Consider the following 25,642-nt stretch of genomic DNA (forward strand, 5'->3'; position numbering starts at 1 on the left):
ACGTAGCTGCCGTCGGCCTGCAGCGTGATGGTGCCGTACTTGCCCTGCACCGCCACACCCACGCCGCCGTTGGCCACGTGGCCTGTTGCCGTGTCGGCCTGCACGCCCGTCACCGTGGCCGCATCCGCGCCCAGGGTGTCCTTGCCCGCAGCACCCGCACCGGTGCCCAGGATGACGTTGCCGCCAACCGAGGCCGTGTTCTCCGTGATCTCGTTGGTGTCCGGCTGGGCCACCGGCTCGGTGTCCGTGATCAACACACTCAGCTGGCCGCTGCTTTCCTTGCCCAGCTTGTCCACGACACGCAAGCTGATGTCGTCCAGCACGCTCTCGTCACCGTTGCTGTGGTCCTGGGGGCCGTTGGCCAGGTAGTCGTATGTGACTTTGCCAGTCACGGGGTCATAGCCCGTAATGGTCAGCGTGCCCTTGGAGGTCGTGATGACAATCGGCTGCGTGCCCGTGTTTTGCAGAGCATTCTCGGAGATCTGGATGCCGCCGACCCACAGGGATTGCAGCCCTCCCGGCGTGCTGATGGTGAAGGAGCTGCTCACTGGCGAGGTCGCATCTTCCGCTATGGAGATGTTGCCAGGAACGCTGGTCATGCCCGAAGGGCCTGGCTTGTCGTTCTCATCCGGGACGAAGATGGATGGACCCTGCGGCTCCCTGTAGCCCAGGCCGTCCCAGCGGGGGAGTTCTTCGACCGAATTTTCCAGGCCCGGATAGGCCAGCGCCAGCGGCACGGTGGCTTCAAGAATGCTGGCCAGACGCACAAAAGTGCTGCCTCCGCCGCCTTCTCCGCCGGTCAGCACGGCGGCTGCGGGATCCAGTTCGGTGAACGGGTCCTGGCCTCGGTTGATGGCCTCGATCAGCGCATCGGTCGCCTGGCTTGAAGGCGCCGTCACTGCGGCCTCGCTGGGCTCGGCAGTCTTGAAGACATCGCGTGTGAGCGTCACGCTTTCGCTCGCGCCAATGGTGATTTCAGGCAAGCCATCGGCCTGCAATTGCACCGAACTCCCCGAAGCGGTGACGATGGCTGCATTTTCTGCAATCCGCATGCCTTCACGCAGGGCAGTCAAGGTGCCATCTGCATTGCGGATCCATGCCTGGCCAAGAAGCTTGGTAACGAGAACGGTGGTGGTTGCCATAACGAACGCTTTGGAATAAATGAGGGCGCAGGACTTCGCCCAGGGTGGACGGTCCTGTAACAGAATGTGGAGAAATATAGAAAGCGCGCCAGCCTGTGGCTATTGGCGGCGGCGCCAGTATCCAAATGCTTCAAAAGCAATTGAAAATGCTCAGAACGAGCAACTCCTGCCTCATACGCGCCCAAGCCGCGCCTGAGCTCAAGCTAGCAAATAAATAGCAAACATTGCCCGCCGAGTATGGATTTCTGTTCGAAGGTCTTTACTGGCAAGCGGTGCAGGAAGGTGAACCGGCTTCGGCACACCGGGCCACAGCACCCTTTTCAGATACGGCTGGATGCCGTCCCTTGCGAGCAAAGGCTTGAGAAATGTTGACATTTTTCCAGCCAATCCCTTGACCAGATACCGAGAAATCGGCCGATGACCCAGGCTGGTCGCAAGCAAGCTCACGATCGCCATGCCTGGAATTCGCGCAAGCACGCCGAAGCATTCCCAGCGCCGGCGCAGCGCCTTTTCACCAGCCTTGCCCAAAGCAGGTGCGGCCGGCTTGCTCAGCCGGCGAACGGGTCCACGGCCACGCTGGCATCCGTATGAATCAGCTCCAGCGGATAGCGGCGCCCCGCAAGATAGTCTTCAATGCAGCGCAGCACCAGCGGGCTGCGGTGCATGGCGGCCGAGGCTCTGAGCTCTTCGAGCGTCATCCATACGCTGCGGATGATGCCTTGATCCAGCGGCTGCCCCTGGTGAAAGGCCCCGAGCTGGCCCGTGAACGCAAAACGCAGATAGGTGATGTCCGAGCCGGTGCGTGTGCGCACAAAACGATTCAGATAAACGCCTACCAAGGCCTGGGGGACGAAATCGAAGGCCGTTTCCTCCGCGACTTCACGCGCGCAGGCCTGAACAGGCGATTCCCCGGGGTCAAGATGACCGGCCGGCGTGTTGTAGCGCACACCATCGGAGGTTTCTTCCTCGACCAGCAAGAAGCGACCATCGCGTTCAATAATGGCCGCCACTGTGACATTGGGTTTCCAGCGATTGGGCATGGCGCGCATTATGACCATGGCCTGGTGGCCTGGGTACAACACATGCCTTCGGCGGCCGGGACAGGCCTATCCAAAACGTAACGGTCAGTGTCTTGCTCCTGCCATCCAGTCATACATTCTGGCGATTCAGGCGTTCCGCACAGGGCAATCACATCTCAAACCCATGCCGTATACGCTGCAGCCCCCACCTCACGTTCCCCCGGTGGGGAAAGAGGCCACACCGGCAGGGACTGGGGACCCGGATGCAAGCGCCCTGGCGCTCGGCATGCATCACTATGAAAACAAGAGCTGCAACCACTTTCCTGGTCTCAAATTTCCATTAAAACAATGATTTTTTGATGACTGGCAAGCGCTAGCAGCTCACTTTTTATGAGTTATTTCACAGGCCTTTGCTCATGTAGAGTGCATGCTCACCGTAGCTGTGCAGATGGCGCAGTTGGGCCGCGTCCCCCAGCGCCTGCACCTGATAGCCATGACGCTCCCAGTACCCTTGCGAGCCCTGTACCGAAACCAGGGCCGTATGGAGCAGACCTTGCGCTCTGGCCTTCTCCATGAGCGGCCCGAGCAAGGCGCGCGCCAGACCCTGGCCTGCAGCCTCGGGGTGCACGGCCATGTCGTGCAGATAGAGCGTGTCGGGCCGCGCCACGGCTTCAAAGTCCCCGTGCATGGGCGTGACCTTGGACAGCAGGCTGCGATAGGCAGCCAGATAGGCGAGCACGCGCCCGCCGCGCTCCACGGCCAGCGAGCAGTTGGCCGCGCAGCTCAGGCGGCGCGCAAAGACTTCGGTGGACTCCACATAGTCCGATCCATAACAGGCCAGTTGCACCTGGGCCAGACCACCCAGGTCGGCATGGGTCAGAGGACGGATCACAAAAGAAGAATCACAAGAAGCCGGCAGGGACATGGCAGATCACGGAGACAGACAAGACTCGGGGTATTCCCTTGACTGTACCGCTGGCTGCCCAGCAGTGCAGTCAGCCGCAGGAATGCCCGGAATGCCCGGAATGCCGCCAGCGTCTGCCTGGTCCACATCGGCATGGCAATGGCCTGATTCCACCTACCGTCGTCTGCCTGCATCGACCTGCATCTGTCTCGATGTGCCTGGGCAGCACATATGTGGAAAGATGCATCGAACGCTTTGCACAAGCTGTGCACTTTATTGTGGAAATGCTGTTATCAAACAAGTTGACAAGCAGTTCACAGATGCTTCGGAGAATACTTTTCAACAATGCAGCTCCAGCAGGGCATCGATGAACATCTGGGCCGCTCTTCCTGGTTCCACGGCCTTGCGCCAGGCCACGAAAAAGTCGCAGATATAGAAAAACCGCCGGGGTGCGACGGCCTGCAGCAGACCCTGGTCCACCATGGGCTGTGCATAGTGCTCGGGCAGAAAGCCCAGGTAACCGCCCGAACGCACGAGCAGCGCAATCGCTTCCTGATCGAACCCCGTGGCCTGGCGCTGCAGCCCGGCCTTGTGGCTGAGCTCCATATTGGGTGACTGGTAGCCCAGGCCCGCAAATGCATGGCTTGAGAGCTCGGCCCAGCCCAGATCCTCATGCGCCGCGCCGTGCAGCACATGGCCCGGTGCGCAGTACAGCTGCATGCGTTCGCCGAACAGCCGGCGCGAGGCCAGTGCGCCCGAGCTCGGGGCCGACGGCAGAATGCCCACCTGCCAGCGCTCCTCCATCAGGCCGCGCTCTATCGCCGGGATGGAGGCCATGTGCAGGCGCAGGTGCAGCCGCGGAGCCTGGCGCTGCAGCGCGCCTATGGCCTCGGCAATGTGCGAGCGGGGATTGCTCACGGTCTTGTCGAACAGCGCCACATCGAGCGTGCCCGACAGGCTGCCATGTATGTCGTCCACCTGGCTCAGAAAGCGCTCCACCCCGCCCAGAAGCTGCAGCGTGGCCTCGTAGATGCTGTGGCCGTCGGCCGTGAGCGCAAAGCCCGCGCGCCCGCGCCGGCACAGCACCAGGCCCAGGCGCTGCTCCAGATCCTTCATATGGCGGCTCAGCGTGGAGCTGCCGATGCCAAGCTCCAGCTCGGCCGCCGTCATGCCGCCGCATTCGACCACGGTCTTGAACACGCGCAGCAGGCGCAAATCCATATCGCTGATCTGCCCCAGCGGCGCCCGCGCGCGCGGCGCGGCAGGCACGGAAAGCTCTTTGTTCGCCATTTGTTCACCCGCATGCCCAGGCCTGTTGCGGACTGCAAGGCCAGGGCCCGAGCTTACATCTGCGCTGCAGCCTGCTTCACAATGAGGCTCCCGCCTCCTTTCATCTCCCGGCCCATGCTGCCCGCCCACGATCTGCTGCTTTTTGCCGGCGCCTCCCTCCTGCTGGTGCTCACCCCCGGCCCCAACATGCTGTACCTGCTGTCACGCTCGTTGTGTCAGGGCCGCAGCGCCGGGGTCATCTCCCTGGCCGGCGTGGTCCTGGGCTTTTTCGTGCACATGCTGGCCGCCAGCCTTGGCCTGACGGCGCTGTTCATGGCCGTACCCATGGCCTTTGAGCTGCTCAAATGGGCTGGCGCGCTATACCTGCTCTACATGGCCTGGCAGGCCCTAAGAACGTGTTTACTATCTCTACGCTGCCGCGTTGGAGCGCAATCGGGATGAGTTCGAGTCGATGGGCCGCAGCTTGCACCGGGGTGCAAGCAAGGGCCAGCGCGAAGAAATCGCCCGATTTCGCTCCAACCCTTGGGGACAGTGCCTTTGCGGGCGGTCTACAGCGTTGCGAATCCTCGCAATAGCGCGGCTATTGCTGCGGTGTCGCGCCTCGCATCCCATCCCGCAAAGACACTGGCGCGGCACCGAGGAGATCGTAAACACGTTCTAAGCCCCAGAGGCCGCTCGCCTTTCGAGGCCCGGGCACTGCGACCCGAGCCGCCGCACCGGTTGTTCACCATGGGCTTGCTGACCAGCATCCTCAACCCCAAGGTGGCGATCTTCTACCTCTCCATCTTTCCGCAGTTCGTCTCGCCAGCCCATGGCTCGGTGCTCGCTCAAAGCCTGGTGCTGGGACTGATCCAGATCTTCACCAGCTTCAGCGTGAACCTGCTGATCACCCTGTGTGCCGCAGGCCTCGCGCGCTGGTTTGCCCAGAACCCCTATTGGCTGCGCGTGCAAAAGTGGCTCATGGCCACGGTATTGGTTGGCCTGGCCCTGCGCCTGGCGATGGAGCAGCGCCGGACAGTCTGACGTTCCGAATCACTTGCAGATTTGCGCAAGTGAACCTCGACACTTCGTCTATCGACAAATCAAATCCGGGACTCACAATGCGCACCAGCCATTCAAGGAGACTGCCATGCCCCTGACTTCCACCGAGACAAGCCCGGCCGCCAGCGCCCCCCGCATGGACGCTGCCTGGCTGGATGCCCACTGGATGCCGTTCACCGGCAACCGTGATTTCAAGGCCCGCCCGCGCATGATCACCGGCGCCCAGGGCGCCTACTACATCGACAGCCAGGGCCGCAGGATCTTCGACGGCCTCTCGGGTCTGTGGTGCTCGGGCCTGGGCCATGGCCGACGCGAAATTGCCGAGGCCATTGCCAGGTCGGCCCAGCAGCTCGACTACGCACCGGCATTTCAGTTCGGCCACCCTGCGGCCTTCGAGCTCGCCAACCGCATCAAAAACCTCATGCCAGCAGGTCTGGACCATGTGTTCTTCACAGGCTCGGGCTCGGAGGCCGCAGACACTTCGCTCAAGATGGCGCGCGCCTACTGGCGTGCCAAGGGCCAGGGCGGCAAGACCCGGCTGATCGGGCGCGAGAAGGGCTATCACGGCGTGAACTTCGGCGGCATCTCCGTGGGCGGCATGGTCGGCAACCGCAAGACCTTCGGCCAGGGCCTGGAGGCCGACCACCTGCCCCATACCCAGCCGCCGCTGGGCTCGTTTCATCGCGGCCAGCCGACCACCGACGGCCGCGCCCTGGCCGACAGGCTGCTGGACCTCATCGCCCTGCATGATGCGAGCAATATCGCCGCCGTCATCGTCGAGCCGTTCTCGGGCTCGGCCGGCGTGGTGATCCCACCAGCCGGCTATCTGCAGCGCCTGCGCGAGATCTGCACGCAAAACAATATCCTGCTGATCTTTGACGAGGTCATCACGGGCTTTGGCCGCTGCGGCGCCATGACGGCCGCCGAGGCCTTTGGCGTCACGCCCGACATCATGAACATCGCCAAACAGGTCACGAATGGTGCCCAGCCCCTGGGCGCCGTGGTGGCCAGCCAGGAGATCTACACCACCTTCATGGATGCCGGCGGGCCTGAATACATGCTGGAATTTCCGCATGGCTATACCTATTCGGCCCACCCCGTGGCCTGCGCGGCCGGCATCGCAGCGCTGGAGCTGCTGGAGCGCGAGGACGGCCCGGGTCGCGTGCGCGCCCTGGCGCCATTCTTCGAGCAGGCCGTGCACAGTCTCAAAGGCAGCAAGCATGTGCTGGACATTCGCAACTTCGGCCTGGCCGCAGGCCTTACGATCGAATCCCTGCCCGGCGAGCCCGCACGCCGCCCCTATGAAGTGGCCATGAAGTGCTGGGACAAGGGCTTTTACGTGCGCTATGGGGGCGACACCATCCAGCTGGCCCCGCCCTTCATCAGCGAGAAGGCCGAGCTCGAACGCCTGGTCAACGCCCTGGGCGAGGCTCTGGCCGAAACCCCTTGAAACTATTAAATTAATAGCTTCCAGCGCTTGCCACACAAGCGCCAGAAGCACTTTTGAGACAAAACCATGCAGAACGACAAGCACATCACGGCCACCGTAGGCCACCTGATCAACGGCCAGAGCGTGGCCGACACCGAGCGCACCCAGCCCGTGTTCAACCCCGCCACCGGCCAGTCCAGCCTCAACGTGGCCCTGGCCAGCAAGGCCACGGTGGAGGCCGCGATCGCCTCGGCCGAGGCCGCCTTTCCCGCCTGGCGCAATACGCCGCCGCTCAAGCGCGCGCGCGTGATGAGCAAACTAAAAGTACTGCTGGAAGAAAACGCCGACAAGATCGCCGCCCTCATCACCGCCGAACACGGCAAGGTGCTGGCCGACGCCCATGGCGAGCTGCAGCGCGGCATCGAAAACGTCGAATACGCGAGCTACGCGCCCGAGCTGCTCAAGGGCGAGCACAGCCGCAACGTGGGCCCGGGCATCGACTCCTGGAGCGAGTTCCAGGCCCTGGGCGTCACGGCCGGCATCACGCCCTTCAACTTCCCGGCCATGGTGCCGCTGTGGATGTGGCCCATGGCCGTGGCCTGCGGCAACACCTTTGTGCTCAAGCCCTCGGAGCGCGACCCCAGCAGCACGCTGTTCATTGCCGAGCTGGCACTGAAAGCCGGCCTGCCCCCGGGCGTGCTCAACGTGGTCAACGGCGACAAGATCGCCGTGGACACGCTGCTGCAAGACCCGCGCGTCAAGGCCGTGAGCTTTGTGGGCTCGACGCCGATTGCCGAATACATCTATGCCGAAGGAAGCAGGCACGGCAAACGCGTGCAGGCCCTGGGCGGCGCCAAGAATCACGCCATCGTCATGCCCGATGCCGACCTGGACAACGCGGTCAGCGCCATGATGGGCGCGGCCTACGGCAGCTGCGGCGAGCGCTGCATGGCCGTGCCGCTCGTGGTCTGCGTGGGCGACGAGACTGCCGAGGCCATGATTGCCGGCCTCACGGCCGAGATCGCCAAGATGAAGGTCGGCCCCGGCACCGACAACGGCAACGACATGGGGCCCCTGGTCACCAGGCCGCATTTTGACAAGGTCAGGGCCTATGTGGACAGCGGCGTGGCCGAAGGCGCGAAGCTGCTCGTCGATGGCCGTGGCCTCAAGGTCCCTGGCCATGAAGATGGTTACTTCCTCGGCCCCTGCCTGTTCGACCAGGTCAAACCCGGCATGAAGATCTACCAGGAAGAAATCTTCGGCCCCGTGCTGGGCGTGGTGCGCGTCAAAACGCTGCAAGAGGCAATGCAGCTCATAGACGAGCACGAATACGGCAACGGCACCTGCATCTTCACGCGCGACGGCGAGGCCGCGCGCTACTTCACCGACCACATCCAGGTCGGCATGGTGGGCGTGAACGTGCCCCTGCCCGTGCCCGTGGCCTACCACTCGTTCGGCGGCTGGAAGCGCTCGCTGTTCGGCGACCTGCACGCCTACGGGCCCGACGCCGTGCGCTTTTACACCAAGCGCAAGACCATCACCCAGCGCTGGCCCAGCGCCGGCGTGCGCGAGGGCGCGGTGTTCAGCTTCCCCAGCAGCCGCTAGCCCAGGCCGGCGCGCTCAAGACAAAGCCCCTGAGAGCGTGAACACGCTCTCAGGGGCTTTGTCTTTCTGCGGCCTGCGCCTCCGCATATGTCCCAGACCCTCCATTGCATCAAATGATTAAAATTGTGACAAGAATATGAAAGTGTCAAGAGAAAGCAATGGATGCAATGAAATACGGTCGCCTGCTTTATTTCGCGATCTGGACGGTCTTGTTTCTGCCTCCGTTGCTCATCCATCCCTCGCTCAAGGAAGCTGCCTACAGCCTGGGCTCGGCCTTTCTGCTGTTTCCCCTGGTTCGCCATAAAGCACTGCTGCTCATCGCCTGCCTGGCCCTGGCCCTGGTGGGCGCCGCAAACATCTTTCATGCAAGCTTTCTGGGCAGCCTGGTCGATGAGTTCGCACTGGCCACCCTCATGCGCACCGAGTCCCAGGAGACCCAGGAGTTTCTGAGCAGCCTCAAGACCGCCTCCATCCTCAAGCCCTTGCTGTGGCTGCTGGTCTGCGCCCTGGCCAGCAGCTATCTGTGGCGCAGGCAGGCGCAGCAAGGTCTTGCGCCCTCTCGCTGGAGCAAGGTCTTGCTGGGCGCGCCCCTGGTGCTCTGGGCCGGGCTCGGGATCACCGGCGTCGTCAGGCATTACGACGCCGAAGCCTATGCAGACCAGGTCCGGCATGTCTACCCGATGCAGATGACGCTGGCCGTCATGCGCTACCAGGAGCTTTCCGGCTCGGTGTTCTATACGCCCCAGCTGCCGCCCAGGCCGACAGCGCCTGCAGCGGCCCAGACCCTGGTTGTGGTCATCGGCGAGAGCGCCAGCAGCCACCGCTGGTCCCTGCTGGGCTACGAGGGCGAGGACACCAACCAGGCCTTGCGCTCCCTGCCCGGCCTGAGCCTGCAGGCCGTTCTCGCGAATGGCAAGAACACGGCCAAGGCCCTGCCTTTTCTGCTGACCGGCCAGTCCGCACTGGACAGCCTCAAGAACCAAGCTCCGACCTTCATCGACCTGGCGCGGCAGGCAGGCTTCAAGACCTTTGTCTTCACGAATTCGCGCTTTTTCGACAAGTCCGAAGACATTTACACCCAGGCCCTGCGGCGCTCGGCCGACATCTACCAGAAGGTGGGCAACGGCGCCCTCGACGAAGTTCTCACCACGCCCCTGGCCAGCGCCCTGGCCGATGCCAGCCCCCACAAGCTCATCGTGCTGCACACCTACGGCAGCCACCCCAAGATCAGCAAGCGCTATCCGAGCTTCAGATACAGGGGAGCGGACACTTATGACAACTCCATTCGCTACACCTCGGATCTGCTGGCCGAATGGATAGGCATGCTTGCCAGCACCCAGGGCGCAAGCGCGCTGTACTACACCTCGGACCATGGGCTGGGCATGCCGCCCTGCTCGCAAACCTATGAGCACGGGTTTAACCGCAGCACGTACGAAGTGCCGTTCATGACCTGGGCCAGCCCGCAGTTCCAGCAGACCCATCCGGGGCTGCTGGACGACAGGAGCGGCCAGATCGTGCACAGCACCACCTTGCTGCCCACCCTGGTGGCCCAGGCCATGGGCTATGCGCCCGCGACCGACCTGCCGCAGATGCAGGACAGCCGCGTGCTGCTCGTCGAAGGCCTGGCCTACAAGGACCTGTTCAAGAAGAACGCCTGTTCCCTCGACGGCTGAGAGCGTGTTCAAGACCTCCTCGCGGCGCGCCAGTGTAGAGATCGTGAACACGCTCTGAGGGCCGGCCCTGCGCTCTTTGCGTAGCTAATTAGAACTATGGGCGCGTAGCCCCTTTGGCGCGCCGCACACGCCCGGGGCGGCATGCCTGCTGGGTTTGCGCGGTTGCGGGCCTTGCCCGAGCCCTGTGCACAGCTGTTGTGCCGGCCGCACGGGCTTTCTGTGCACGGCCTACAATCTTTTTCCCCTTATTTTTTCCTGGCTACACGGCGCCCACCCCCCGTGAGCCAGGAACCCGCCTTTGCTGGAGACGCTTGATGCCCGAGACCACGGCTGCTACCCCTTCCGACAAACGAGCTCTGCTGCGCCGCGCCGCACTTGAATACCATGAGTTTCCCAAGCCCGGCAAACTGACCCTGACGCCCACCAAGCCCATGGCCAACCAGCATGACCTGGCACTGGCCTATTCGCCCGGCGTCGCCGCACCCTGCGAGGAAATCGTCAAGGACCCGGCTGCGGCCTTCAAGTACACGGCACGCGGCAACCTGGTAGCCGTGATCACCAACGGCACGGCCGTGCTGGGTCTGGGCGACATCGGCGCGCTGGCCTCCAAGCCCGTCATGGAGGGCAAGGGCGTGCTGTTCAAGAAGTTCGCGGGCGTCGATGTCTTCGACATAGAGATCAACGAGAAGGACCCGCAAAAGCTGGTCGAGGTGATTGCCGCGCTGGAGCCCACGTTCGGCGCCATCAATCTTGAGGACATCAAGGCGCCCGAATGCTTCTTCGTGGAGCGCGAGCTGCGCCGCCGCCTCAAGATCCCCGTGTTCCACGACGACCAGCACGGCACGGCCATCACCGTGGCCGCTGCCATGGTCAATGCGCTCAAGGTCGCGGACAAGAAGATCGAGGACATCAGGCTCGTCGCGTCAGGTGCGGGCGCTGCAGCCCTGGCCTGCCTGAACCTGCTGCTCAAGCTGGGCCTCAAGCGCGAGAACGTGTTCGTGACCGACATCGCCGGCGTGGTCTACGAAGGCCGCACCGAGCTCATGGACGATGACAAGGCCCAGTTCGCGCGCCAGACCGAGCTGCGCAGCCTCGGACAGGTGATCGAGGGCGCGGACGCCTTCCTGGGCCTGTCGGCGGGCGGCGTGCTCAAGAAGGACATGGTGGCGCGCATGGCCCAGCGCCCCATCATCTTCGCGCTGGCCAACCCCAACCCCGAGATCACGCCCGAGGACGTCAAGGCCGCGCGCGACGATGCCATCATCGCCACGGGCCGCTCGGACTACCCCAACCAGGTCAACAACGTCCTGTGCTTCCCCTACATCTTCCGTGGCGCGCTGGACTGCGGCGCGACCACCATCACCACGGAGATGGAAATCGCCACCGTGCATGCGATTGCCGACCTGGCCCAGGCCGAGCAAAGCGAGGAAGTGGCCGCAGCCTATGTGGGCGAGCAGCTGAGCTTTGGCCCCGAGTACCTGATTCCCAAGCCCTTCGATCCCCGGCTGATGATGATGGTCGCTCCTGCAGTGGCCCAGGCCGCAGCCGACTGCGGCGTGGCCCAGCGCCCGATCCAGGACATGGACGCCTACCGCGCCCATTTGCAGACCTTTGTCTATGCCTCGGGCACCATGATGAAGCCCATCTTCAACATGGCCAAGAAAGCCACGAAAAAGCGCGTGGCCTATGCCGAGGGCGAGGAAGAGCGCGTGCTGCGTGCCGCCCAGATCGTGGTCGACGAGCGCATTGCCCGCCCCACGCTGATCGGCCGCCCGGCCATCATCGCCCAGCGCATCGAGCATTTCGGCCTGCGCCTCAAGGAGGGCCAGGACTATGACGTGGTCAATGTCGAGCATGACGACCGCTACCGCGATTTCTGGCAGACCTACCACCGCATGACCGAGCGCAAGGGCATTACCGTGCCGATTGCCAAGATCGAGATGCGCCGCCGCCTCACGCTGATCGGCTCCATGCTGCTGCACAAGGGCGAGGTCGACGGCCTGATCTGCGGCACCTGGGGACAGACCGCCCACCACCTGCAGTACATAGACCAGGTGATAGGCCGGCGCGCCGGCGTGCAAACCTATGCCTGCATGAACGGCCTGCTGCTGCCCGAGCGCCAGGCGTTTCTGGTCGACACCCATGTGAACTACGACCCCACGGCCGAGCAACTGGCCGAGATCACCATCATGGCCGCCGAGGAGATGATGCGCTTCGGCATCAAGCCCAAGGCCGCCCTGCTATCGCACAGCAACTTCGGCAGCAGCAACCAGCCCAGCGCAGTGAAGATGCGTCGCACGCTGGAGTTGCTGCGCGAGCAGGCCCCATGGCTGGAGGTCGACGGCGAAATGCACGGCGACGTGGCCCTGGACGGCAAGGCCCGCACCCAGCTCATGCCCCACAGCACGCTGCAGGGCGATGCCAACCTGCTGGTGCTGCCCAATATCGATGCGGCCAACATCAGCTACAACCTGCTCAAGCAGGCGGCGGGCGGCGGCATTGCCATCGGCCCGGTGCTGCTGGGCGCAGGCCGCCCCGTGCATGTGCTCACGCCCAGCGCCACGGTGCGCCGCATCGTCAACATGACGGCGCTGACCGTGGCTGACGCGAACGCTAATCGTTGACCCCCTGAGCCGCTTCGCGTCTTCCCCCAAGGGGGACGACAGCCTCGCGGCGGGGCGGCCCTTGCTCGCTGTCCCTGGCCTGGGCCGCGCCGGTTGATGCCATGCGCCCCGGTCTTGCTCCCTTCGCCCCTTGGGGGAGAGGGCTGGAAAGACGGCACAGGAGATGCAAAGAACTCCTGACTAAACTGCTTGTTTTTTAAGCATAACTTGCAATTCCAGGCACGATCCGTCACACTACCGGGTCGAGATTTCAGGGCATCCCTGAAATTCTGAAAGGTGTTGTTGATGCTGAAGGCAGCCGCCGCCAAGGCGTACCAGACCGGTTTTACGCTTGCAACAGAGCTTTTTTTGGGGCTTTGTTTGGCCCTCTCCCCCGCTGTCGCCGATGCGCGCAGCGCTGCGAGCCCGGAGTTGCAAGCCAGCCAGTCGGCCACGATCGCCTTGTCCGAGTTGCCGCGTGAAGGCCGTTCGACCTATGGACTGATTCTGCGCGGTGGGCCGTTTGCTCACGACAAGGATGGCACGGTGTTTGGCAACCGCGAGCGCATTTTGCCTCGCCAGCCACGCGGCTATTACCGCGAATACACGGTGCGCACGCCGGGTGCACGTAGCCGTGGCGCCAGGCGCATTGTCTGCGGCGGCGAGCAGCCCCAGACACCCAAAGCATGCTTTTACACCAGCGATCACTACAACAGCTTTCGCCAAATCATCGAATGACCTTGACCGTATCTCTCCAACCCGCTGTATGCCCCCCAGCGGCCGAGACTGCTGACTGGCAGGGGTTTGCGTTTCATCCACGGCCAGAGGACGTCGCCGCCACAGACCGCGTTCTCTCAGGCCTTCAAGCAAGAGAAAGAGCCACGGAGATGGATGCACCACTTCGTAAGATCGCCGACACCCCGCTGCGGAACGTGCGCGCCAACATCGTGCAGTCCATCCGCGCCTACAGGGTGCAGGATCTGCAGCAGGCGGCGCAGACGCTGGGGTGCCATTTCCTGTATGCAAATCTGGCCCATGCCCAGACCAAGGCCGACATCCTGGAGCTGCTGGCCACGCAGTTCTACTTTCCCGCGCACTTCGGCAAGAACTTCGACGCACTCTACGACTGCCTGACCGACCCGATTCACCGGGCCGGCCCCCAGCCAGGCTTTGTGCTCGTGCTCGACCAGATTCCAACCACGCCCAAGTTCGACAAGGAAGTGCGCGAGCAGTTGCTGGACGCGTTCCGCGATGCGGCCGACTACTGGGCCGAACGCAAGATCTCGTTCCGCTGCTTCTACTCTTTTCTCTGAGCAGACTACCAAGCTTGATAGCGGCTACCGCTGATCCAGCGGTAGTTTCCTATTGATTAAGGCCTGAAAGCCAAGCCAGACGCGCGCTAGCAGCTCTTATTTTTGCTTGATCGCGGCGGCCAGCGCCTCGTACTCGGCCACGGACACTTCCTCGGCGCGGCGCTGCAGGTCGAACTCGCCCTCGAAACCCTTGCCTTCCAGCCAGCGCCCCAGGGTGTTGCGCAGAATCTTGCGCCGCTGGCTGAAGGCCACCTGCACCAGCTCTTCGAGCAGCTTGGCATCGAGCTCGGCGGGCTGGGCCCTGGGCAGCATGCGCACCACGGCGCTGTCCACCTTGGGCGGCGGGTTGAAGCTGCCCGGCGGCACGAACAGCACGTCTTGCATCGCATAGCGCCATTGCAGCATCACCGTCAGCCGCCCATAGGCGGCCGTGGCGGGCTTGGCCACCATGCGGTCTATGACCTCTTTTTGCAGCATGAAGTGCTGGTCCTGGATCACGTCCACCTGCTCCAGCAGGTGGAACAGGATGGGGCTGGAGATGTTGTAGGGCAGATTGCCGACCACGCGCAGCCTGGGCACACCCAGGCGCTGGGCCAGGGCGCGGAAGTCCACCTTGAGCACGTCGGATTCGACCACGTCCAGATCGGGCCGCAGCTTGAGGCGCAGCGCCAGATCGCGGTCCAGCTCGATGACGGTCAGACGCCCCAGGCGTTCGACCAGGGGCTGGGTCAGGGCCATGAGGCCGGGGCCGATCTCCACCATGGGCTGGCCGGCCTCGGGGGCGATGGCGCGCACGATGGCGTCGATGATGCCGCCATCGGTCAGAAAGTTCTGGCCAAAGCGTTTGCGGGGTATATGTTTCATGGTTTCATGGCCGAGCTAGCCCAGGGCAAAACGCGGCCCCCTTGGGTGGCAGGGAGCCACATGATTTACTGCGGCGGCTCGCGGTACTCCACGTAGGCGCGGCCGCGCAGCTCCTGCATCCAGGTCTGGTAGTCGGTCTCCAGCTTCTGCTCGCGCACCACATTGCGCAGCATCTCGCGCTGTTCGCGCTCGGTCAGCCGGGCCTGGCGCCGGTCCACGAGCTGGATCAGGTGCACGCCAAAGCGCGAGACCAGCGGCTCGCTGATCTGGCCCGGCTTCAAGGCGTCCAGCGCCTCTTCGAACTCGGGCACGAACTGCCCCGGCGAAGACCAGCCCAGATCGCCGCCGCTGCGCGCGCTGCCGTCCTGCGAATGCTCGCGCGCCAGGGATTCGAAGCTGGCTTGCCCGGCCTCCACGCGGCGCTTGTAGTCGGCCAGGCGCTTGGCGGCCTGGGCCTCGGTCTGGTCGCCAATGCGCAGCAGGATGTGGCGCGCATGGTTTTGCGTGACCACGGCCTGGGCGCCGGCCTGGGTCTTTTCCAGCACCTTGAGCACGTGAAAGCCTGCGCCCGAGCGAATGGGCCCGACGATGGCCCCCTTGGCGGACTGGGCCACGGCCTGGGCAAACAGCTCGGGGTAGTCGGCCAGCGGGCGCATGCCCATGGCGCCGCCCCCCTTGCCGTCCGGCACATCGGAGTACTCCTTGACCACGGCCGAAAAATCGCCCTGGGTGCGGGCCGCCTCGGCAGCCTGGTTGGCGCGCGCCTCGCGTTCGGCGATCTCGGCCGCACCCGCGTTCTCGGGCACGGCGATCAGGATGTGGCCGAGGTTGAAGGCGGCTGGCGCCTTGTCCGTGCGGCCCTGTTTCTGGTCGGCCAGATAGCGGTCTATGTCGGCCTCGGTCACGCGCACGCGGCCATCCACATCACGCTCGCGCACGCGCTGCAGCGTGATCTGGTTGCGCAGCTCCAGGCGCATCGAGGCCTCTTCCACACCTTCGGCCTTGACGCGGGCCATCAAGGCCGGCACGGTCAGACCGTTCTGGCGTGCGATGTTCGCCACCGCCTGGTCCACCGCGTAGTCGTCCACGCGTATGCCCGTGTCCTTGGCCTCCTGCAACTGGGCCTTCTCCACGATCAGGCGCTCCAGCACCTCGCGCGCCAGCAGTTGCTCGGGCGGCAGCTGCCCGCCCTGGGCAGAAATGTTCTGCATCACACGCATCATGCGTGCACGCACCTCGTTGTTGGTCACGGGCTCGGAGTTGACCACGGCCACGATGTAATCGGCCGAGCGCAGTCCGCTTGCCGCTGCAGCCTTGGCACCCTCGGGATCACGCCCCAGAGGAGCTGTCGTGGCATCGAGTGCGCGCGAGACCGCCGGACTCGCGGGTGCGGCCAGTCCGGCCGAACCCTGGTTGCCCTGAGCCGTTCCCAGTGAGGTCTTGCCGGCCTGCGGGCGCAGGCCCTGGGCCTGGGCCGTGGCGACAAGCAGGGCCAGGCCCACGGGCAAGGCCAGGCTGCGGGAAGTCTTGGAAAGAAAACGCATGGATCAAATGCCTTGCTGAAAAAATGTCTTAGTCGTAATTGGTGAAGCGGCTGGGCGCCATCATGGTGTCGCGCAGCTCCTGGTAGCGCGGCACGTTCTGCTTGAGGCTGCGCTGCGGATCGGAGCCCAGACTCAGGCGCGAGAAGCCGACGAACTCGATCTGGAACAGCAGGCGCATATTCGACTGGGTGATCGTGCTTTGCAGGCGCTCCAGCACCACACGCCCGATCCAGCAGCAGCCGTCGTATTCGACGCCGATCACGGTATCCACCAGGCGGCGGTCCTTCATGCTGTAGTTGAGCCGGCCCACGCCATACCAGCGTCCGCCGCCCTGGCCCCGGCCCGGCCCCAGATCACGCCCCTTGTCACCCCACAGGTCGTTGATCGGCCATTGCCAGCCCACATCGATGAGCTTGCTCGCATCCGTGCGGGCCACGGTATCGTACTGCGAGCGATAGGCCACGCTCACCGTGCGATAGCTGCCCGGACTGTAGCGCGCACCAAAGGTGGAGCGCACCGAGCGGTTCAGGTCGCGGTTGTACTGGGTGGTGAATTCCGTGGACCACTTGTCGGTCCAGTTCACGGATGCGCCCAGCAGCACGTCCGACAGGCGGCTGGTGGCCGGCACCTCGCCGGGCAGAATCACCTTCTGGTCCGCAAAGCGCACGCGCTGGGCAATGCCGAAGCGGGCCTGCTCGGCCCCCGTGTCCGCATCCAGCAGGCGCGTGGTCGCGCCCAGGGTCAGCAGGTGGTTGTCGGCAATCCGGTCCTGGCCGTTGTAGTCGTTCTCGGCGTAGATGCTCGCGAAGTTGAAGTCGTTGCGGGCCGTGTCGTACAGCGGCAGATAGCTCTGGTCGCGATACGGTGTATAGGTGTAGAAGGCGCGCGGCTCGAAGGTCTGCAGCAGGTTGCGGCCAAAGATCTGGGTGTCGCGCTCGAACACCAGCCCACTGTCCAGGCTGACCGTGGGCAGCGTGCGCGAGGCGCTGCGGCTGCCATTGCTCATCACGCTGTCCACCTGGTAGCTGCTCGCATGCAGCTGGATCTTGGGCGTGATGAAGGCCCCGGGCGACAGAAAGGGCCGGCTCAGCTGGGCCATCACATAGCTGCGCTGGCCGTTGTTGAAGCCCGGCAAGTCCTTGGCCACTTCAAAGCGCGTGGTGTCCGCCACCAGACTCATATCCAGCCCATGCGGCAAGTCCATGGGCGTGTAGCGCCATTGCAGCTGGGGCTTCATGCCGTAGGGCGGCGTGATGGGCGAGCTCGCATCCTGCTGCACCTGCCAGTGCAGGCTTCTGAGCGTGAGCACGCCATCGCCGCGCGCCCAGGACAGGTTCATGTCGCTGGGCAGCAGACGCTCGCGCAGCGGGCGCGCGGCCAGCGGGAAGTCCCGCCAGTAATCGCTGTCGCTCACCCGGTTGAGGTTCAGATTGAGCCCCAGACCGCCTATGGGCGAATCGATGGTGCCACGGTGCTGCAGCGAGTAGCCCCAGCGATCACGGTCACGCTCCCTGTCACTGGGCATGGCGCTCACATAGGCCTCACCCGAATAGCTGGGCTCCAGGTAGCGGAACTGCGCGCCCAGGTTGACGCCGCGCTTGCTCATGACCGAGGGGAACAGGGTCATGTCGCGGTTGGGTGCAATGTTCCAGTAATAGGGCTGGGTGTACTCGATGCCGCTGAGCTGGTCGATGCCGATCGTGGGCGGCAGCAGACCCGACTTGCGCTTGTCCGACAGCGGAAAGCTCATCGTGGGCACGGGCAGCACGGTCACGCCCTTGAACTGCAGGGCCGCACCCTCGGCCACGCCGGTCTCCTCGGCCATGTCCAGGTGAATGGTCTTGGCGCGCAGCATCCATGCGGGCTCCCAACTGGCCTCGTCATCGCGCTGGCAGGTGGTATAGGTCGCGTTGTGGACCACCGCATGGTCGCGGTCCAGAAAGTCCACGCGCGAAGACTGGCCGTAGGCTCCGTTGATCAGAAAACGATAGCTGGCATTGTCGAAATAGCCCTTGAAGGCATCGACCTCCATGTCCAGCTGCGTGCCCTCGTAGACGTCGCCCGCGCGGTTGATGTGCACATCGCCCTGGGCCTTGACGCGGTCGTCCGGCACCTGGTATTCGAGCCGGTCGGCACGAATCATGGTGTCGCCACGGCGCAGCTCGGCACCGCCTTCGACCACGGTGTTGATGTCGGTCTGCCCGCTCAGCGTATCGCCGCGCACATAGACCGGCTGCTGCGAGCGCAGGTCTGCCGGGAACTGCTCGCGCAGCATGGTGCTGGGGCGCAATTGCGGCGCAGCCAGACTCTCGGCCTGTGCGCCAGCATTGCCGGCAGGATCTTGATCGGCCGCCTGGGCGGCACCAGCCCAGGCCAGAGCGACGAGCCAGGCCAGCAGACGCGGCATGGGCAGGCCCTGCTTCAAAGGCGCACTGATGGGCGACGGATCGCAGGACGGCAAGCGAGAGTACACGTTGATCAAACGGCGAAAAAAGCAAAAGCCTAGCACCTAAGCGCCGGCTATCGCCAGGGGTGGTAATTAAAAGTCAAACTTGAAGGCCCGAGGCCCTCGATAGAATCCGATTATCCATGAGCCACCCCAAACCCCTTTTCGTCCCCGCGCGTACCCCGGTTGACTGGGCCGACCCGGCCCGCCAAAGCGCCTTCCAGCACTGGCTTGCCCCCCTGGTGCAAGAGTACCGGCTGAACCCGGACTCGCTGCGCCCAGCGTCGGCCGATGCGAGTTTTCGCCGCTATCTGCGCCTGGACACCCAGGACGGCCACAGCCTCATCGTCATGGATGCACCGCCCGACAAGGAGAACAACGCCTCCTACGTGCATGTGCAAGCCCTCATGGCCGAAGCCGGCCTGGCCGTGCCCGGCATCCTGAACTGGGACCAGGCCAACGGCTTTTTGCTGCTGTCCGACCTGGGCGACAAGACCGTCATACAGGCCCTGGACGCTTCCCGTCCCCAGGACGCCGAGGCCTGGTATCGCTCCGCGCTGGAAGTGCTGCTCGACTGGCAGACCGCCTCACGCCCCGGCGTGCTGCCAGCTTACGACCAGGCCTTGCTGCAGCGCGAGCTGCAACTCTTTCCCGACTGGTATATCGCGCGCCACCGCCAGGCCCGGCTTGACGATACGCAGCAAGCCACGCTGACCAAGGCCTTCGAGCAGATCGTGGCCCATAACCTGGCCGCGCCCAGCGTCTTCGTGCACCGTGACTTCATGATGCGCAATCTCATGCAGCCCCTGGCACCCGGCGCGCCACTGGGCGTGCTCGACTTCCAGGATGCGGTCTACGGCCCCGTCACCTACGACATTGCCTGTCTGCTGCGCGATGCCTTCATCAGCTGGGAAGAGGATTTCGTCATCGACATTACCGTGCGTTACTGGGAAAAGGCACGCAAGTCGGGATTGCTGGGCGCGCGCAGCCAGAGCGGCTGGGGCGAGGACTTTGGCGAGTTCTATCGCGGCGTCGAATGGATGGGCCTGCAGCGTCACCTCAAGGTGGCCGGCATTTTTGCGCGCATCACGCTGCGCGACGGCAAGCCCAAGTACCTGGCCGATGCACCGCGCTTCATCCACTACATACGCTCCACCTGCAGCCGCTATCGCGAATTGCAGCCGCTGCTGCGCCTCATCGACCAGATAGAGCAGATCCAGCCGGAATTCGGATATGCCTATGGAAGAGTCTAGGCTCCGCTGAGATCTGCCAGTTTGATACGCTGCGCTCCTGGCCTTACTTCCTGGCTTGACCTCCTCGCCCCTTTGGTTTGAGGTGAGAAGCTGGCTCGCAAAGCGCAGCACGCCCCCGGTCTCCAACACCTGATATATCTCCGATGCCCCGCTTTCACTGCCCCATGCCGCTGGCCAGCGGCGCCGAGCTGGATCTGCCTGCAGGCGCTGCACGCCATGTGCAGGTATTGCGCCTGCAGCCTGGCGACGGCATCACCTTGTTCGAGGGCCAAGCCGGCAATGGCTTCGCGGGGGGCGAGTTTGAGGCAGAAATCCTGCACATGGGCCGCAACTCGGTCAGCGTGCGCATAGGCCACCATCACGCCGTGGAGCGCGAAGCCGGTCGCGCCGTGCATCTTCTGTCGGGCATCACGGCCAACGAGCGCATGGACTGGCTGGTGGAAAAAGCCACCGAGCTCGGCGCGGCCAGCATCACCCCGCTTGCAGCTGAACGCAGCGTACTCAAGCTCAAAGGCGAACGAGCCGAGAAAAAGCGCGCGCATTGGCAGGCCGTGGCCGTCTCCGCCTGCGAGCAGTGCGGGCGCAACCAGGTGCCGGCACTGCATGCGGCACATGATCTCGGCGCCTGGCTTGCAGGCCCGGCAAACGAACTTCCCCCCGATGCGCTGCGCCTGCTGCTGTCCCTGGGCGAAGCCACCCAACCTCTGGCGCAGGTCATGGCCCAGGCCCCGGCACAGGCCTGCGTGGTATTTCTCTCGGGCCCGGAGGGCGGTCTCTCCCCCGCCGAGGAAGCCCTGGCGCGCAAGCAGGGCTTCCTCCCCATCACCTTGGGGCCGCGCATTCTTCGCGCAGAAACCGCGCCGCTTGCAGCACTGGCGGCATTGACGCTGCAAGCATCTGTTTGAAACGGCTCAAAAAGCCTTTTGAATACGATCAATGGCCATTGGCTTGGCCATTTTTTCTCTACAAAACTTCTGACGTATTGAAACAAAAAGTATCAATACTCCATATTGACATGGCTTCAGTCACAACAGATGTGCCGAGGCTCTTCAATATCCCGTGGATAAGTCCATTCGAAAACCTGTATTAACAGCCACCAATACAGGACAAAGCCTCCTGCTCAGCACCGGTTATTCAGTCAGGCCCCCTGTTGAAGCCCTGATTTCGTGCCAACAAGCCGGCATGAAGCCCTCAGATGTGAATCAACGGCAAGCGCCCAAGCCAAAGCAGCTGCACCTCGATCGCGCCTGTCAAAGCAGAGGGGTAATGCCCTTTTTTGGAAAAATATTTCTCATGGCGAGAAATATAGAAAGAAAATTTCTTATTGAACAATTTTCGAAAAACAAAATTGTTCAATTGTTAATTTTCTTGCCCTCAAGAATTGATGGAAGTTACACTCGGCGCCAAAAAATACATTCGTTACGCGTCCGAAAGAATTGCGAATGTAACAAATTTTAGCAAAAGAGGGCGGCTCGCCACTCTTGGCAGTCGCTACCAGTCTGCCATCAGCCCCCAACCATGCCAGAGACAGCGCCTCCTCGTTCTTCCCTTGCCATTACCCAAACCGTCTGGAAAGCCTTGCTGTTGCGCGAGGCCGTGGCACGGCTGAGCGCATCGCGTGGAGCCTGGGCCTGGCTGGTTCTGGAACCGGTTGTGCATGTGCTTTTCATGCTGGTGATATTCACCGTGATCCGAGCCAGAACCTTGGCTGGAGCCGACGTCACCATCTGGCTGCTGCTGGGGATGAGCTGTTTTTTCACAGCCAGAAACGTGTTTCAGCGCAGCATGGGGGCGCTCAGCGCCAATGCCGCGCTGTTTGCCTACCGCCAGGTGCGCCCTGCAGATACCGTCTTTGTGCGTGCCGCACTAGAGATCCTGCTTGGCCTGGTGGTTGCCGCCTTTTTGGTGCTCCTGGTCAGTTTTGTGGGCCATGACATCAGCCCCCCCTCTCCGCTGCAGGCCATGGCCGCCTATGCCGGCACCATGCTGTGCGGCCTGGGCCTGGGCCTGATGCTCTCCGTGGCCGGACATCTGATCTCTGAAGTTCAGCAGCTGGTTTCGTTTCTGCTGCTCCCGCTTTACCTTTTGTCAGGCGTGATCTTTCCCTTGTCTGCCATCCCCGTGCAATACCGCGAATGGGTTTTTCTCAACCCCTTCGCCCATGGCATAGAGCTGCTGCGCAGCAGCTTCTTCCCCATTTATCACGCCGCACCCGAAGCCAATTTTGGTTACCTCTATGGTTTTGCCCTGGTCAGCATTTTTCTGGGCCTGGCCTTGCATGTGCGCTTTACCGAAAGACTCAGAGCCCAATGATTGTTGTTGACAACGTACACAAGCGTTATCAAACGCCGTACGGCCCCGGGCGCTGGGTGCTCCAGGGCGCCAGTTTCACCATCCCGCCCCAGGTCAGCGTGGGGCTGGTGGGCCGCAACGGTGCGGGCAAGTCCACCTTGCTGCGCATCATTGGCGGCATAGATTCGCCCACGCGCGGCAGCGTCAAGCGGCTTTGCAAGGTTTCCTGGCCCATGGGCTATGGCGGCGGCCTGCAGGGATCGCTCACGGGCAGGCAGAACGCCAAGTTCGTCTGCCGGCTTCATGGCCATGAAGCAGATATGGCAGAAAAAATTGCCTATATCGAAGACTTTGCCGAACTCGGCCCCTCGTTTGACGAGCCTGTTCGCACCTACTCCTCGGGCATGAAGTCGCGCCTGCAGTTCGGCCTGTCCCTGGCGTTCGAGTTCGACGTCTACATCTCCGACGAAGCCACATCTGCCGGCGACGCGGCCTTTCGTCAAAAGGCCTCCAACGCCTTCAAGAACATCGCCAGCCGCTCTGGCCTGATCATGGTCTCTCACAGCGACAGCACGCTACGCCAGTTCTGCGAGGCCGGCATCTGGCTGCATGAAGGCCAGGCCCACTGGTTCGACTCCATAGACGACGCCTTGCAGCAATACAAAAACAGTCTCAGCGCATGACAGCCCCCATACTCAACTTGACCCAACGCCTGCCCGCCAGGCTTCAAAAAATTCTGCGTCTTCCAGCCCTGGCCTTGGCCCTGGCCGTGTCCTTGCTCGCAGCCCTGTACTGGGGCCTGATTGCATCCGACCGCTATGTGTCCGAAGCACGCGTACTCATACAAAGCACCGACATGGGGGCAGGCCAGGCACTGGACCTGGGCAACCTGCTCGCAGGCACGGGCAACGCCTCGGCGCGCGGCGACCAGCTGCTGCTGCGCGAGCGCCTGCTGTCCGTGGACATGATGCAGCGCCTGGACCAGCAATTGCAGCTGCGCGAACACTACAGCAGCGACGAGCACGACATTCTTTCGCGCCTGTTCTGGCATGAATCCTCTCAGGAATTCTTTCACCGCTACTACCTCAAGCGCGTGAGCGTGGACTATGACGAATACGCGGGCACGCTCATCGTCCAGGCCCAGGCCTTTGCGCCCGAAATGGCCCACAGGATCACCCAGGCCCTGGTTCAGGAGGGCGAGCAGTTCATGAACCTCATGGGCCACCAGCTGGCCCAGGAGCAAGTGGAGTTTCTGGAGCAACAGGTCAAGGAACGCAGCCAGCAAGCCCAGGAAGCGCGCCAGCGTCTGCTGGCCTACCAGAACAAAAAGGGCCTGCTATCACCTCAGGCCACGGCAGAAAACCTGGCGGCCATCGTCAACAAGCTTGAAGCCCAGCTCACCGACCTTGCGGCCCGCAAGGCTGCCCTGCTGGGCTACCTCGCCCCGTCGGCCCCCGGGGTGGTCGAGATCGACCTGCAAATCAAGGCCGTGGAAAAGCAGATACAGACCGAGCAGCAGCGCCTGACCAGCCCGCGCGGGCAAACGCTGAACCGCGCGGTGGAAGAGTTTCAAAGGCTGGAGATGGAAGCGGCCTTTGCACAGGACACCTACAAAAGCGCATTGCTGGCCCTGGAGAAAGGCCGCATCAACGCCACGCGCAAACTCAAGAAAGTCTCGGTGCTGCAAAGCCCCACCGAACCCGAATACCCCCTCAGGCCGCGCCGCCTCTACAACATTGCCACCTGGGCCCTGGCAGCCCTGCTGCTCGCAGGTATAGCCCAGTTGCTCATGGCCATCGTGCGCGACCACAAGGATTAAGCCCCCATCATGTACCAACGTCTCATCACCACCGGCTGCCTTTGCCTGTCCGCACTCTGGACCCAAACCAATGCCCTGGCCCAGACCAGCGCCGTAGATCCTCTGCAGATCAACCAGGCCCTGGGCCTGACAGGCACAGCGGCCAAGCCCCCTCCCACAGCCGCGAGTCAAGCCAAGGCCGAAGCCGTCCCCGTCACGCCTCTGGCGCCCCCCGCGCCCCTCTCAGTCAGCTCCGATGTCTTTGGCGCCAACCTGTTCACCGGCAGCTTTGCGCGCGCCGGCGCCACGCAATTCAACCCCGACTATCTGATCGCCACCGGCGACCGCATACAGATACGGCTCTGGGGCGGCTATGAGTTCAACGACACGGCCGTAGTTGATCCCCAGGGCAATATCTTCTTGCCCCATATAGGCCCGATCAAGGTACTGGGCGTGCGCAACAGCGAGCTGCAAAAGCAGGTGCATGCAGCCGTGGGCAAGGTATTCCGCGCCAATGTGTACAGCTATGCCAGCCTGGCCGATGCCCAGCCCGTGCGCATCTTTGTGAGCGGTAATGTGCTGCGCCCGGGGCTATACAACGGCACCAGCATGGACAGCCTGCTGCACTATCTGGATCAGGCCGGTGGCATAGACCCCGAGCGCGGCAGCTTTCTTGCCGTACAGGTCAAGCGCGGCAGCAACACACGCGCCAGCTTCAACCTCTACGACTTTCTGCTCAACGGCCAGCTACCCTTGCTGCAACTGGGCGATGGCGACGTGATCTTTGTGCCCCCGTTTGCCAGCCGCGTCAAAGTCTCCGGCCTGGTGGCGAATGCCAAGCGCTTTGAATTCACAAGCGGCAAACAAACCGTTCAGCAACTCATGCTGCTGGCCAAGCCCCAGGCCCAGGCCACGCATGTGCGCATCACACGCAATACCGGCAGCGTGAGAAATACCGAGTACTACCCGCTGGCAGAGGCCAGCTCCATTGCTCTGCAAAACGGCGATGAGCTGGAGTTCACGGCCGATAAAAAGCCCGGCACCATCTCCGTGCGCGTGGAAGGCGAGCACATGAACTCCCAGGAATATGTGCTGCCCTACGGCACGCCGCTGGGCGCGCTGATGCAGCAGATACAGACCCTGCCCGACGCAGAGCCCGAAAGCATTCAGCTGTTCCGCCAAAGCGTGAAACAGCGCCAGAAGGAATTGCTCAACACCAGCCTGCGCAGTCTGGAAACCGCCTTGCTCACAGGCCGCAGCGGCAGCAGCGAAGAAGCCCGCCTGCGCCGCGACGAGGCCGAGCTGAGAAGTGGTCCCACTTGTTTGAACAATTCAACCCAGTTGCTAAGCGAGATCCTCGGGGTTATGCCGGCTGCATTTGTGCAAACGGCAAAGCTGCAAAGTACGCCTCATCAGGGGTCGCTCG

At 63.3% G+C, this 25,642-nt stretch carries 21 protein-coding genes and 1 pseudogene; 14 read left to right on the forward strand and 8 right to left on the reverse strand.

Annotated elements, in window-relative coordinates; genetic code table 11:
* The 5 genes from G486_RS22595 to G486_RS0116420 all read right to left on the reverse strand — a co-directional run.
* Nucleotides 1–1,073 (reverse strand): retention module-containing protein (locus G486_RS22595; RefSeq protein ID WP_245587350.1); only part of this gene is annotated, 1,073 nt, incomplete at its 3' end.
* A 267-nt stretch (nucleotides 1,074–1,340) separates the two neighbouring features.
* On the reverse strand, nucleotides 1,341–1,670 hold the full coding sequence (locus tag G486_RS24090) for a hypothetical protein (RefSeq protein ID WP_156920067.1): 330 nt from the start codon (nucleotides 1,668–1,670) through the stop codon (nucleotides 1,341–1,343).
* 20 nt (nucleotides 1,671–1,690) lie between these two features.
* Nucleotides 1,691–2,191, reverse strand: coding sequence for an NUDIX hydrolase (locus G486_RS0116410; protein WP_034388112.1), 501 nt, complete (start codon nucleotides 2,189–2,191; stop codon nucleotides 1,691–1,693).
* A gap of 370 nt (nucleotides 2,192–2,561) precedes the next feature.
* Nucleotides 2,562–3,086 carry a GNAT family N-acetyltransferase gene (locus G486_RS0116415; RefSeq protein WP_051303625.1) on the reverse strand — a complete coding sequence of 175 codons (525 nt, stop codon included), beginning with the start codon at nucleotides 3,084–3,086 and terminating at the stop codon, nucleotides 2,562–2,564.
* 318 nt (nucleotides 3,087–3,404) lie between these two features.
* The gene (locus G486_RS0116420) at nucleotides 3,405–4,355 is read right to left on the reverse strand and encodes a LysR family transcriptional regulator (protein ID WP_027016517.1); all 951 of its coding nucleotides are present in this window, start codon (nucleotides 4,353–4,355) and stop codon (nucleotides 3,405–3,407) included.
* 114 nt (nucleotides 4,356–4,469) lie between these two features.
* Between G486_RS0116420 and G486_RS22605 the strand changes: the two are divergent.
* The 8 genes and pseudogenes from G486_RS22605 to G486_RS0116455 form a co-directional block, all read left to right on the forward strand.
* Nucleotides 4,470–4,748, forward strand: a pseudogene (locus G486_RS22605) (LysE family translocator); the annotation flags it as partial.
* Between the two features lie 198 nt (nucleotides 4,749–4,946).
* Nucleotides 4,947–5,378, forward strand: coding sequence for a LysE family translocator (locus tag G486_RS24620; RefSeq protein ID WP_281171917.1), 432 nt, complete (start codon nucleotides 4,947–4,949; stop codon nucleotides 5,376–5,378).
* 106 nt (nucleotides 5,379–5,484) lie between these two features.
* Nucleotides 5,485–6,846 carry an aspartate aminotransferase family protein gene (locus tag G486_RS0116430; RefSeq protein ID WP_027016518.1) on the forward strand — a complete coding sequence of 454 codons (1,362 nt, stop codon included), beginning with the start codon at nucleotides 5,485–5,487 and terminating at the stop codon, nucleotides 6,844–6,846.
* A gap of 66 nt (nucleotides 6,847–6,912) precedes the next feature.
* A complete protein-coding gene (locus G486_RS0116435) occupies nucleotides 6,913–8,430 on the forward strand; it encodes a CoA-acylating methylmalonate-semialdehyde dehydrogenase (protein WP_027016519.1) in 1,518 nt (505 codons plus the stop codon).
* A gap of 158 nt (nucleotides 8,431–8,588) precedes the next feature.
* A complete protein-coding gene (locus G486_RS0116440) occupies nucleotides 8,589–10,103 on the forward strand; it encodes a phosphoethanolamine transferase (protein ID WP_156920068.1) in 1,515 nt (504 codons plus the stop codon).
* Nucleotides 10,104–10,417: 314 nt separating this feature from the next.
* Nucleotides 10,418–12,727 carry an NADP-dependent malic enzyme gene (locus tag G486_RS0116445; protein ID WP_027016521.1) on the forward strand — a complete coding sequence of 770 codons (2,310 nt, stop codon included), beginning with the start codon at nucleotides 10,418–10,420 and terminating at the stop codon, nucleotides 12,725–12,727.
* Between the two features lie 285 nt (nucleotides 12,728–13,012).
* Nucleotides 13,013–13,444 carry a ribonuclease domain-containing protein gene (locus G486_RS0116450; protein ID WP_027016522.1) on the forward strand — a complete coding sequence of 144 codons (432 nt, stop codon included), beginning with the start codon at nucleotides 13,013–13,015 and terminating at the stop codon, nucleotides 13,442–13,444.
* A 149-nt stretch (nucleotides 13,445–13,593) separates the two neighbouring features.
* Entirely contained in the window at nucleotides 13,594–14,019 is a 426-nt protein-coding gene (locus G486_RS0116455) for a barstar family protein (RefSeq protein WP_027016523.1), read from the forward strand.
* A gap of 96 nt (nucleotides 14,020–14,115) precedes the next feature.
* Here G486_RS0116455 and rsmA read toward each other — a convergent pair whose 3' ends face one another.
* From rsmA to G486_RS0116470, 3 genes are all read right to left on the reverse strand, one after another.
* Complete coding sequence (gene rsmA / locus G486_RS0116460) at nucleotides 14,116–14,883, reverse strand: 16S rRNA (adenine(1518)-N(6)/adenine(1519)-N(6))-dimethyltransferase RsmA (RefSeq protein ID WP_027016524.1); 768 nt, start codon at nucleotides 14,881–14,883, stop codon at nucleotides 14,116–14,118.
* A 65-nt stretch (nucleotides 14,884–14,948) separates the two neighbouring features.
* Entirely contained in the window at nucleotides 14,949–16,427 is a 1,479-nt protein-coding gene (locus tag G486_RS0116465; RefSeq protein WP_027016525.1) for a peptidylprolyl isomerase, read from the reverse strand.
* Nucleotides 16,428–16,455: 28 nt separating this feature from the next.
* The gene (locus G486_RS0116470; RefSeq protein WP_027016526.1) at nucleotides 16,456–18,834 is read right to left on the reverse strand and encodes an LPS-assembly protein LptD; all 2,379 of its coding nucleotides are present in this window, start codon (nucleotides 18,832–18,834) and stop codon (nucleotides 16,456–16,458) included.
* A 182-nt stretch (nucleotides 18,835–19,016) separates the two neighbouring features.
* Between G486_RS0116470 and G486_RS0116475 the strand changes: the two genes are divergently transcribed.
* The 6 genes from G486_RS0116475 to G486_RS22615 all read left to right on the forward strand — a co-directional run.
* Nucleotides 19,017–20,126 carry an aminoglycoside phosphotransferase family protein gene (locus G486_RS0116475; RefSeq protein ID WP_027016527.1) on the forward strand — a complete coding sequence of 370 codons (1,110 nt, stop codon included), beginning with the start codon at nucleotides 19,017–19,019 and terminating at the stop codon, nucleotides 20,124–20,126.
* Between the two features lie 143 nt (nucleotides 20,127–20,269).
* Nucleotides 20,270–21,031 (forward strand): 16S rRNA (uracil(1498)-N(3))-methyltransferase, encoded by a 762-nt coding sequence (locus tag G486_RS0116480; RefSeq protein WP_027016528.1) that lies wholly within the window; start codon nucleotides 20,270–20,272, stop codon nucleotides 21,029–21,031.
* 673 nt (nucleotides 21,032–21,704) lie between these two features.
* Complete coding sequence (locus tag G486_RS0116485) at nucleotides 21,705–22,439, forward strand: ABC transporter permease (protein ID WP_245587351.1); 735 nt, start codon at nucleotides 21,705–21,707, stop codon at nucleotides 22,437–22,439.
* Nucleotides 22,436–23,101 carry an ABC transporter ATP-binding protein gene (locus G486_RS0116490; RefSeq protein ID WP_027016530.1) on the forward strand — a complete coding sequence of 222 codons (666 nt, stop codon included), beginning with the start codon at nucleotides 22,436–22,438 and terminating at the stop codon, nucleotides 23,099–23,101. The genes G486_RS0116485 and G486_RS0116490 overlap by 4 nt, the downstream gene beginning before the upstream one ends.
* Nucleotides 23,098–24,237 (forward strand): chain-length determining protein, encoded by a 1,140-nt coding sequence (locus G486_RS0116495; RefSeq protein ID WP_051303628.1) that lies wholly within the window; start codon nucleotides 23,098–23,100, stop codon nucleotides 24,235–24,237. The genes G486_RS0116490 and G486_RS0116495 overlap by 4 nt, the downstream gene beginning before the upstream one ends.
* Nucleotides 24,238–24,246: 9 nt before the next feature.
* The coding region (locus G486_RS22615) for a polysaccharide biosynthesis/export family protein (RefSeq protein WP_084455380.1) at nucleotides 24,247–25,642 on the forward strand (1,396 nt) is incomplete at its 3' end.

The sequence above is a fragment of the Comamonas composti DSM 21721 genome (genome assembly GCF_000429845.1).
GTDB lineage: Bacteria > Pseudomonadota > Gammaproteobacteria > Burkholderiales > Burkholderiaceae_C > Comamonas > Comamonas composti.